At 71.6% G+C, this 8,980-nt stretch carries 8 protein-coding genes; 7 read left to right on the top strand and 1 reads right to left on the bottom strand.

Annotated elements, in window-relative coordinates; all coding sequences use genetic code 11:
* Positions 1–1,354, bottom strand: a 1,354-nt coding sequence (locus AWB89_RS03425) for a PE family protein (protein WP_142282433.1), incomplete at its 3' end; no start/stop codon positions are given.
* 222 nt (positions 1,355–1,576) lie between these two features.
* On the opposite strand from AWB89_RS03425, the gene efp reads away from it, so the two are divergent.
* From efp to AWB89_RS03390, 7 genes are all read left to right on the top strand, one after another.
* Positions 1,577–2,140, top strand: a complete 564-nt coding sequence (efp, locus tag AWB89_RS03420; protein ID WP_085102244.1) for an elongation factor P — start codon at positions 1,577–1,579, stop codon at positions 2,138–2,140.
* The gene (gene nusB / locus AWB89_RS03415; protein ID WP_085171578.1) at positions 2,137–2,601 is read left to right on the top strand and encodes a transcription antitermination factor NusB; all 465 of its coding nucleotides are present in this window, start codon (positions 2,137–2,139) and stop codon (positions 2,599–2,601) included. The genes efp and nusB overlap by 4 nt, the downstream gene beginning before the upstream one ends.
* A complete protein-coding gene (locus tag AWB89_RS03410; protein ID WP_085102240.1) occupies positions 2,598–2,984 on the top strand; it encodes an antitermination protein NusB in 387 nt (128 codons plus the stop codon). Before nusB ends, AWB89_RS03410 begins: the two co-directional genes overlap by 4 nt.
* A gap of 14 nt (positions 2,985–2,998) precedes the next feature.
* The gene (locus AWB89_RS03405) at positions 2,999–4,513 is read left to right on the top strand and encodes a PucR family transcriptional regulator (RefSeq protein ID WP_085171576.1); all 1,515 of its coding nucleotides are present in this window, start codon (positions 2,999–3,001) and stop codon (positions 4,511–4,513) included.
* A gap of 129 nt (positions 4,514–4,642) precedes the next feature.
* Positions 4,643–5,245, top strand: coding sequence for an Rv1733c family protein (locus AWB89_RS03400; protein ID WP_085171574.1), 603 nt, complete (start codon positions 4,643–4,645; stop codon positions 5,243–5,245).
* 84 nt (positions 5,246–5,329) lie between these two features.
* The gene (locus tag AWB89_RS03395; RefSeq protein ID WP_085171572.1) at positions 5,330–5,791 is read left to right on the top strand and encodes a GreA/GreB family elongation factor; all 462 of its coding nucleotides are present in this window, start codon (positions 5,330–5,332) and stop codon (positions 5,789–5,791) included.
* 135 nt (positions 5,792–5,926) lie between these two features.
* Complete coding sequence (locus AWB89_RS03390; protein WP_085102232.1) at positions 5,927–8,767, top strand: aminotransferase class I/II-fold pyridoxal phosphate-dependent enzyme; 2,841 nt, start codon at positions 5,927–5,929, stop codon at positions 8,765–8,767.
* Positions 8,768–8,980 lie beyond the last annotated feature (213 nt).

Below are 8,980 nucleotides of genomic sequence, written 5' to 3'. Positions count from 1 at the left end.
CCCCACCCCCGCCGCCACCGCCTCCGGCGAAGGCGTCGGTGCTGGTGACCACGCCGGAGGCGCCGCCGCCGCCCAGGCCGCCGCCGGTGCCGACGCCGGTGCGGCCGGTGGAACCGCTGGCCACGAGGTTCCCGACGACCGCGGCGCCGCCCCCACCTCCGCCTCCGCCGGGGCCCCCGACGGCGCCGACGGGGCCCCCGCCGGTGCCGCCCCCGCCGCCGAAGAGCTCGTCGAAGCCGCCCGGGCCGGTCCCGTTGGTGTCGGCGAAGGCTCCGGCCTGACCGCCGGTGCCGCCGGTGCCGCCCGTACCGCCGGGGCCGCCGCCCGTGCTGTTGCCGCCCTGACCGCCGCCGCCCCCTCCGCCGCCGGAGGCCGCGGCGGCGGGGCCGGTGGTGATGAGCTCGACGTTCCCGCCCCTGCCGCCGGCGCCTCCGCCGCCGCCGTTGGTGCCGTCGCCCCCGTGTCCGCCGTCGCCGCCGGCGCCGCCGTGGCCGGCGACGATGCTGCTGCCGTTGTAGGTGCTGTCGCCGCCGGCGCCGCCGGCGCCCCCGGTGCCGCCGTCACCCTGGGCACCGGCATGGCCGCCGAACAAGCCCGATATGCCCTCGTTTTGGCCGCCGGGCCCGCCGTTGCCGCCGGTGCCCCCATTCCCGCCGCTGGTGCCGGTACCGCCGGCGGTGACGGACAAGCCGGCCCCGCCTGTGCCGCCCACGCCGCCGGTCCCGCCGACACCGCCACTCCCGAATATCAGCCCGCCATTGCCGCCGGGCCCGCCGTTACCGGCAAGACCGCCGACGCCGCCGGGGGTGCCCGTCGTGCCGGTACCGCCGGCCCCGCCGCGGCCGCCGTTGCCGAAGAACCAGGCGTTGCCGCCTCGGCCGCCGGGCTGCCCGGGCGCCCCCGACCCGCCGTCGCCGCCGTCGCCCCACAACAAACCGCCCGGCCCGCCGTTCTGCCCGGTCCCCGGCGCCCCGCTGGCGCCCTTGCCGATCAGCGGTGTCCCCAACAACAGGTTGGTGGGCGCGTTGATCACTCCGCGCACTTCTTGCCAGACCGTGTCCAACGGCGAGGCGTTGGCCGCCTCGGTCATCGAATAGGCGCCCCCTCCGGCGCTCAACGCCTGCACGAACTGGTCATAAAGCCCGGCCATCCGAGCGCTGAGCGCGTGATAGCCCTGGCCGTGAGCGGAGAACACCGCCGCGACGGCCGCCGACACCTCGTCCTCGGCCGCGGCCAGCACCGCCGTCGTAGGGGTTGCCGCGGCCGCGTGGGCGGCGCCGAGCGCGGACTTGATGTCCGCCAGACTCGCTGCCGCCGCCGACATCGCCTCCGGCGCCGCAATCACAAACGACATGTCGTTCCACCTCCGAGCAAGCCTGGGTCGTCACTGGCCCGGCCGGTCCTGTGCCCGCCGGATAACTGCAAGGTAGGCATGAGACCTGGTGGGAGCATTGAGTAGTCGCCTACCTGATTCTTGGGTGGCCCGGTCGCGGGTAAGCTGCTGCGGGTGGCCGCTCTGCTCGGACCACTATCTATTTCGCTGATAACTGCGCAATCTCTAGGAGATACACCGATCGTGGCTTCGACTGCCGACTTCAAAAATGGGCTTGTCCTGGTTATCGACGGCCAGCTGTGGCAGATCGTCGAGTTTCAGCACGTCAAACCCGGCAAGGGCCCGGCCTTCGTGCGCACCAAGCTGAAGAACGTGCTGTCGGGCAAGGTGGTCGACAAGACCTACAACGCCGGCGTGAAGGTGGACACCGCGACCGTGGACCGGCGCGACACCACCTACCTGTACCGCGACGGCTCGGACTTCGTGTTCATGGACAGCGAGGACTACGAGCAGCACCACCTGCCGGAGTCCCTGGTCGGCGACGCCGCCCGGTTCCTGCTGGAGGGCCTGCCCGTGCAGGTGGCCTTCCACAACGGGGCGCCGCTGTACATCGAGCTGCCGGTGTCCGTCGAGCTGGAGGTCAGCCACACCGAGCCCGGCCTGCAGGGCGACCGGTCCAGCGCAGGCACCAAGCCCGCCACCGTCGAGACCGGCGCCGAGATCCAGGTCCCGCTGTTCATCAACACCGGGGACAAGCTGAAGGTGGACACGCGCGACGGCAGCTACCTGGGCCGCGTCAACGCGTGAGCCGGCCTCCCAAGGGACGTCACCAGGCGCGCAAGCGCGCCGTCGATCTGCTGTTCGAGGCCGAGGCCCGCGGGATGAGCCCGGCGGAGGTCGTCGACGTCCGCACCGCGCTGGCCGACGCGAACCCGGACGTGGCGCCGCTGCTCCCGTACACGGCTTCGGCGGCCCGCGGGGTCAGCGAACACACCGCCCACATCGACGACCTGATCAGCACGCACCTGCAGGGCTGGACGCTGGACCGGCTGCCCGCGGTGGATCGCGCGATCCTGCGGGTCGCGGTGTGGGAGCTGCTCTACGCCGACGACGTCCCGGAGCCGGTCGCCGTCGACGAGGCCGTGCAGCTGGCCAAGGAGCTGTCCACCAACGACTCGCCGGGCTTCGTCAACGGGGTGCTCGGCCAGGTCATGCTGGTGACGCCGCAGATCCGGGCGGCGGCCAAGGCGGTCCGGAAGGAACCATGACGCGGCTGGAGCTGCGCGTCGCCGTCGCCGCCTTCCTGGCCGCGACGGTGGTGTTGGGTGCCGTCGTATGCGCCGCGTACGGGTGGACGGTCGTCGCCTCGGCGCTGGCGATCTACGCGCTGGGCGTGGGCGCCTGGCTCTACCACTCGATCGAACGCCTGCTCGTCGCCCGCCGCATCAGCACGGTCCGCTCGGCCGCCCGGCCGCTGCAGCCGCTGCTTCCGGTGATGGCCGCCATCATGGGCCTGACGCAGGCCGTGGTGCGCTCGCTCAGCGACGTCACCGAGCTGCCGGCGCGCAGCCGGGAACTTCCGGTGCTGCGGTGGATGGACGGGCGGGCGAACCGGCGCATCGTGGACAGCGACGACGAACTGGACGGCTGACCCGGGAGCGGCTCGTGATCACTTTGGACCGCTTGGTGAACGTGCTGGGGGGTTACGGGGTCCGGCTGCGCTGGTCGTCGCTGCCCAGGTCGACCGAGCTGCGCAGCGTGGTGATCCACGAACCGGCCGCCGAGCGTCCGCTGGTGGGCGACGTGTTGCTGGCGATCGGGGCCGGTTCGCCGCAGGAGGCGGTCCGATGGGCCGCGTCGGCCCACGCGGTGGTGGTGCTGACGCGCGACGGCGCGGAGCCGACGGCGGCCGACGGGCAGACAGCGGTGCTGGTGCTCGACGGGTCGGTGTCGTGGAGCGAGGTCGCCGCGGTCGTCTACGGGCTGGTGCTGGAGGGCCGCGAGACCGAATCCGGTCGCGGCCCCACCGACATGTTCGCGCTGGCCGACAGCCTGGCCGAGTCGACCGGCGGCGCGGTGACCATCGAGGACCGGCAGCTGCGGGTGCTGGCGTACTCGCGGCTGCAGCAGCACGCCGACCCCGCGCGGGCGGAGACCATCCTGGGCCGCCAGGCACCCGAGCGCCTGCGCGCGCTGTTCGAGGCGCGCGGCGTGTTCGCGCACCTGGGGGCGTCCGACGACCCGTTGTTCGTCGCGCCGGAACCCGAGCACGGCCTGACCGGGCGCATGGTGGTCGCGGTGCGGTCCGGCCAGGAGCTGCTGGGTTCGCTCTGGGTGGCGTGCACGGCCCCGCTGGACGGCGCCGAGCGGGCCGCGCTGGCCGACGGCGCCCAGACGGTGGCCCTGCATCTGCTCCGCTCCCGGGCCAGCGCGGACCTGGAGCGCCAGATCGAATCCGAGCTGGTGATCCAGTTGTTGGAGGGCACCATCGACGCCGCGACGCTCGCCACCCGGCTGGGCCTGCCGCGCGGGCCGCTGCGGGTCGTCGCCCTGCAGGCGTCCGTCGGCGGCGAGCGCGACGCCGCGCTGCTGTTGGCATTCGAGCGCGCCACCACGGGGTTCGGCTGGTCGCGGCCCGGTCGCAGCGCGCTGGCCGGAAACACCGTTTACACGCTGCTGCCCGGGGAGGGGGCGGCGGCCGCGCGACGCTGGGTGGGAGACCTGACGGCGGCGCTGCCCGACGCGGTGGACGTCGCGGCGGGCATCAGCGGGCCGGCCGAGGCGACCGACCTCATCGCCGCGCGCCGCGAGGCCGACGAGTGCCTGGCGCTGCACGCGTTGTCCTCGGGCGGCGGCGCGCCGCCGGCGTACGACGAGGCGTGGGACGACATCCTGCTGCAGCGGCTGCGCACCGCGGCGCGGGCCGGCCGGCTGCCCGACCGTGGGCCCGTCGCCGAGTTGCGCCGCCACGACCGGGCGAACTCCACCGACTACGTCGCCACGCTGCGGGCCTGGCTCGAGGCCCAAGGGGACCCGGTGCGCGCGGGCGAGCGGCTGGGGGTGCACGAGAACACCGTGCGGTACCGGCTGCGCAAGATGGCCGAGATCACCACTCTGTCGCTGGACGACCCCAAGAAGCGGCTGGCGATGACGATCGAGCTGGCGGCCACCGACACCTGAGGGTCCGCACTGTCGGAACGCGACAACGCGCGGTCGACGGTGTTGTCCGGCCAGGGCAAACCCCGCGGCCGCCATCCATCGCACCATGGAGTTGTAACCAAAAGCCCGCTTTTGAGGTGACCCGATCCCATGACCACTCCGCGCCCCGACGAGCTGGAAACCTTCGCGGTTCCGGCGCGCATGCCGCGCCCGCTCGCGCGGCTGTTCGGCCGGAACCCGTTGGTGCGCACCATCGATAGGGTGGAAGCGCTGTTGTTGGTGCTGGCGTTCGCGGTGTCGATCCTCGCGCTGCCGGTCGCGGCCGCCGTCGGGACGGCGGTCCACGAATCCCGCGCCCGGGTCTATGCCGAGCAGGCGCGGGCCCGCCACCAGGTCGTCGCGACGATCACGGGCGACAGCGACGGCCGCCGGAATCTGTCCAGCCCGACAGTCACCGCGCCGGCGCGCTGGGACGCCGCCGGCGTCGAACACACCGGCATGGTGGCCGTCGAGCGGGCGGTGAAACCCGGTGATCGCGTTGACGTGTGGGTGGACGAGCAAGGGTCGCCGGTCAGCAAGCCGATGTTCACCGCCGTGGACGAAGCGGTGGCCGCCGGGGCGGCGCTCTGGTTCGGCGTGGTGATCGGCGCGGCGGCGCTGTTCGGCGGCGCGCGCCTCCTGCTCGACCGGAGCCGACACGCCGGCTGGCAGCGCGACTTCGACCGCATGGTCAGCGGCAGCACCGCGCAGTAGCCGCGGCCTCCGAGTCGTCAGGGGCGGTTGCCGAACCGCGGCCCGTCCCTGACGACACTCCCTAGAGAAAGAGAATCACTGAAAATGACTGAGACACAAGGAATCCACCTGAACCGACACGAGTACGGCCGGCTGATGAGCGAGCTGACGGCGCTGCGCTCGGGCCGCAGCATCGAAGTGCCGGACGACTTCATGGATCACGACGTCCACCGGATCGCGCGCTACTCGGCGCGGCGGGCGCGCATCCGGGAGATCGAGGATCTGCTGGCCCGAGCGATCGTCACGGACACTCCGGAGAACACCGCCGAGCCGGGCATGGTGCTCACCATCCGCTACGAGGACAGCGGCGACACGGAAACCTTTCTGCTGGGCCGCTACGGCGCCAAAGGCGCCGACATCAAGGCGTACTCGACCCTGTCACCGCTGGGCCGCGCGATCGCCGGCGCGCGCCCGGGGGAGCGGCGCATCTACTCGATTCCCGATGGCGCCAGCCCGGTCGTGACGCTGCTCAGCGCGGAGCCCTACGTTTCCGAATCGGTCGCGTGATCTTCGAGCTGGTCGACCCCGTGGTCGTGCTGTTCCTGTTGATGGCGGGGGTGGGCCTGGTCGTGGCCGTCGCGTACGGCAAATCGGACCGCCGATAATCGTCGCGCACGCGGCGAAGTGGGCCACAATGGCCAGATGGATCGAGACAGCGCCCGCCCGCGCCGGCTCCGTGTGTCCGCGCTGGCCGCCGTGGCCAACCCGTCGCACACGCGCCTGGACACCTGGAACCTGCTCGACGACGCGTGCCGTCACCTGGCCGAGGTCGACCTCGCCGGCCTGGACAAGACGCACGACGTGTGCCGGGTGCAGCGGCTGATGAATCGGCTCGCCGCCTACGAGCGGTATTGGCTGTACCCCGGTGCGGCGAACCTGGCGACGTTCCGCTCCCACCTCGACTCGCTGTCGACGGTGCGGCTCGCCGAGGAGGTTTCGCTGGCCGTGCGGCTGCTCGGCGAATACGGCGACCGCGCAGGGCTTTTCGACACCTCCGCGCCGCTGGCCGAGCAGGAGCTGGTCGCCCAGGCCAAGCAGCAGCAGTTCTACACGGTGCTGCTCGCCGACGACGCCCCGGCGACGGCGCCGGACAGCCTGGCCGAATGCCTGCGGGCGCTGCGCAGGCCGTCCGACGACGTGCAGTACGAGCTGCTGGTGGTGGGCAGCATCGAGGACGCCATCACCGCGGTCGCGCTGAACGGCGAGATCCAGGCCGCGATCATCCGCCACGACCTGCCGCTGCGGTCCCGCGACCGGGTGCCGTTGATGAACACGTTGCTCGGCCCGGCCGGGGACGACGTGGTGGCCAGGGACACCCAGGACTGGGTCGAGTGCGCCGAATGGATCAGGGAGCTGCGGCCGCACATCGACCTCTACCTGCTCACCGACGAGTCGATCGCCGCGGAGACCGAGGACGAACCCGACGTCTACGACCGCACGTTCTACCGGCTCAACGACGTCACCGACCTGAACAGCACCGTCCTGGCGGGCCTGCGAAACCGTTTCAGCACACCGTTTTTCGACGCGCTGTGCGCCTACGCCGCGGCCCCGGTCGGCCAGTTCCACGCGCTGCCCGTCGCGCGCGGCGCCAGCATCTTCAACTCGAAGACCCTGCAGGACATGGGCGAGTTCTACGGCCGCAACATCTTCATGGCCGAGACGTCCACCACGTCCGGGGGATTGGACTCGCTGCTGGACCCGCACGGCAACATCAAGACGGCGATGGACAAGGCGGCCGTCACGTGGAACTCCAACCACACCTACTTCGTCACCAACGGCACCTCGACCGCCAACAAGATCGTCGTGCAGGCCCTGACGCGGCCGGGCGACATCGTGCTGATCGACCGCAACTGCCACAAGTCGCACCACTACGGCCTGGTGCTCGCCGGGGCCTATCCGCTGTACCTGGACGCCTATCCGCTGCCCGAGTACGCGATCTACGGGGCCGTGTCGCTGCACACGATCAAGAAGGCGCTGCTCGACCTCGAGGCCGCCGGCCAGCTGGACCGCGTGCGGATGCTGCTGCTCACCAACTGCACCTTCGACGGCGTCGTCTACAACCCCCGCCGCGTGATGGAGGAGGTGCTGGCGATCAAGCCGGACATCTGCTTCCTGTGGGACGAGGCGTGGTACGCGTTCGCCACCGCCGTGCCGTGGGCCCGGCAGCGCACCGCGATGGTGTCCGCCGAACGGCTCGAGCAGATGCTGGCCTCACCGGAATACGCTGCGGAGTACCGCGATTGGGCCGCGGAGATGGAGGGGGTGGACCGCTCCGAGTGGCTCGAGCGGCGGCTGCTTCCCGACCCCGCCCGGGCGCGGGTGCGGGTGTACGCCACGCACTCCACGCACAAGTCGCTGTCGGCGTTCCGGCAGGCGTCGATGGTCCACGTCCGCGACCAGGACTTCAAGGCGCTCACCCGCGACGCGTTCGCCGAGGCGTTTTTGACCCACACGTCGACGTCGCCGAACCAGCAGCTGCTGGCGTCGCTGGACCTGGCGCGCCGGCAGGTCGACATCGAAGGCTTCGAGCTGGTCCGCAACACCTACAACATGGCGCTGGTGTTCCGGCACCGGGTCCGCAAGGACCGGCTGATCGGCAAGTGGTTCCGCATCCTCGACGAGTCCGACCTGGTGCCCGACGAGTTCCGGGCGTCGTCGGTCAGCTCGTACCGTCAGGTCAGGCAGGGCGCGCTGGCCGAGTGGAACGAGGCGTGGCGCTCCGACCAGTTCGTGCTCGACGCGACGCGGGTCACCCTGTTCGTCGGCAAGACCGGCATGAACGGCTACGACTTCCGCGAGAAGATCCTGATGGACCGCTTCGGCATCCAGATCAACAAGACCTCCATCAACAGCGTGCTGCTGATCTTCACCATCGGGGTCACCTGGTCGAGCGTGCATTACCTGCTCGACGTGCTACGGCGGATCGCGACGGACTTCGAGCGCAGCGAGAGCATCGGCGGCAAGGAGGACCGGGCCCTGCAGCAGCGCCGGGTGGAGGAGATCACCGAGGACCTGCCGCACCTCCCCGATTTCAGCGAATTCGACGTCGCCTTCCGCCCGGTGGACGCGTGCAAGTTCGGCGACATGCGCTCGGCGTTCTACGCCGGATACGAAGAGTCGGACCGCGAGCACGTGCTGATCGGCATGGCCGGGCGGCGGCTGGCCGAAGGCCGGACCCTGGTGTCCACCACGTTCGTGGTGCCCTACCCGCCCGGCTTCCCGGTGCTGGTCCCGGGCCAGGTGGTGTCCAAGGAGATCGTCTACTTCCTCGCGCAGCTGGACGTCAAGGAAATCCACGGCTACAACCCGGATCTCGGGCTGTCGGTGTTCACCGACGCGGCGCTGGCCCGCATGGAGGCCCAACGCAACGCGGCGACCGCCGCGGTGGGTTCGGCGTACCCGGCCTTCGAGCTGCCCCCGAACGGCCCCGCCGCCGCGCGCAACGGCGACAGCGTCGCTGCGCCGGTGAACGAACGCGCCTGAGCGGCGCTATCCGGCGGCGGCCGGCCGATCCGACAGGCCCTGGCGGATTCCGCGGGCGATCGCGTCCTTTCGGGCAGGGCTGCCGGCTGGAGCCGCCTGTTGGCAGCTGCAGCTGAGGGTGCTGAACACATCCGGGTCGGCCGCCGCCGTCGCCGATCCGACGACGCCTGCCCCCGCCGCAATCGCAACGCCGACAAGCAATGTGCTGGTCCA

The sequence above is a fragment of the Mycobacterium paraense genome, assembly GCF_002101815.1.
Classification (GTDB): Bacteria; Actinomycetota; Actinomycetes; order Mycobacteriales; family Mycobacteriaceae; genus Mycobacterium; species Mycobacterium paraense.
The sequence above is the reverse complement of the archived record's forward strand: the minus strand, read 5'-3'. Positions and strand labels throughout refer to the sequence as shown.

Excerpts from the sequence above, each read along its gene's own strand:
- AWB89_RS03400 (WP_085171574.1), top strand. The coding sequence starts at position 4,643 with ATGACCACTCCGCGCCCCGACGAGCTGGAAACCTTCGCGGTTCCGGCG.
- AWB89_RS03390 (WP_085102232.1), top strand. The coding sequence starts at position 5,927 with ATGGATCGAGACAGCGCCCGCCCGCGCCGGCTCCGTGTGTCCGCGCTG.
- AWB89_RS03410 (WP_085102240.1), top strand. The coding sequence starts at position 2,598 with ATGACGCGGCTGGAGCTGCGCGTCGCCGTCGCCGCCTTCCTGGCCGCG.
- AWB89_RS03395 (WP_085171572.1), top strand. The coding sequence starts at position 5,330 with ATGACTGAGACACAAGGAATCCACCTGAACCGACACGAGTACGGCCGG.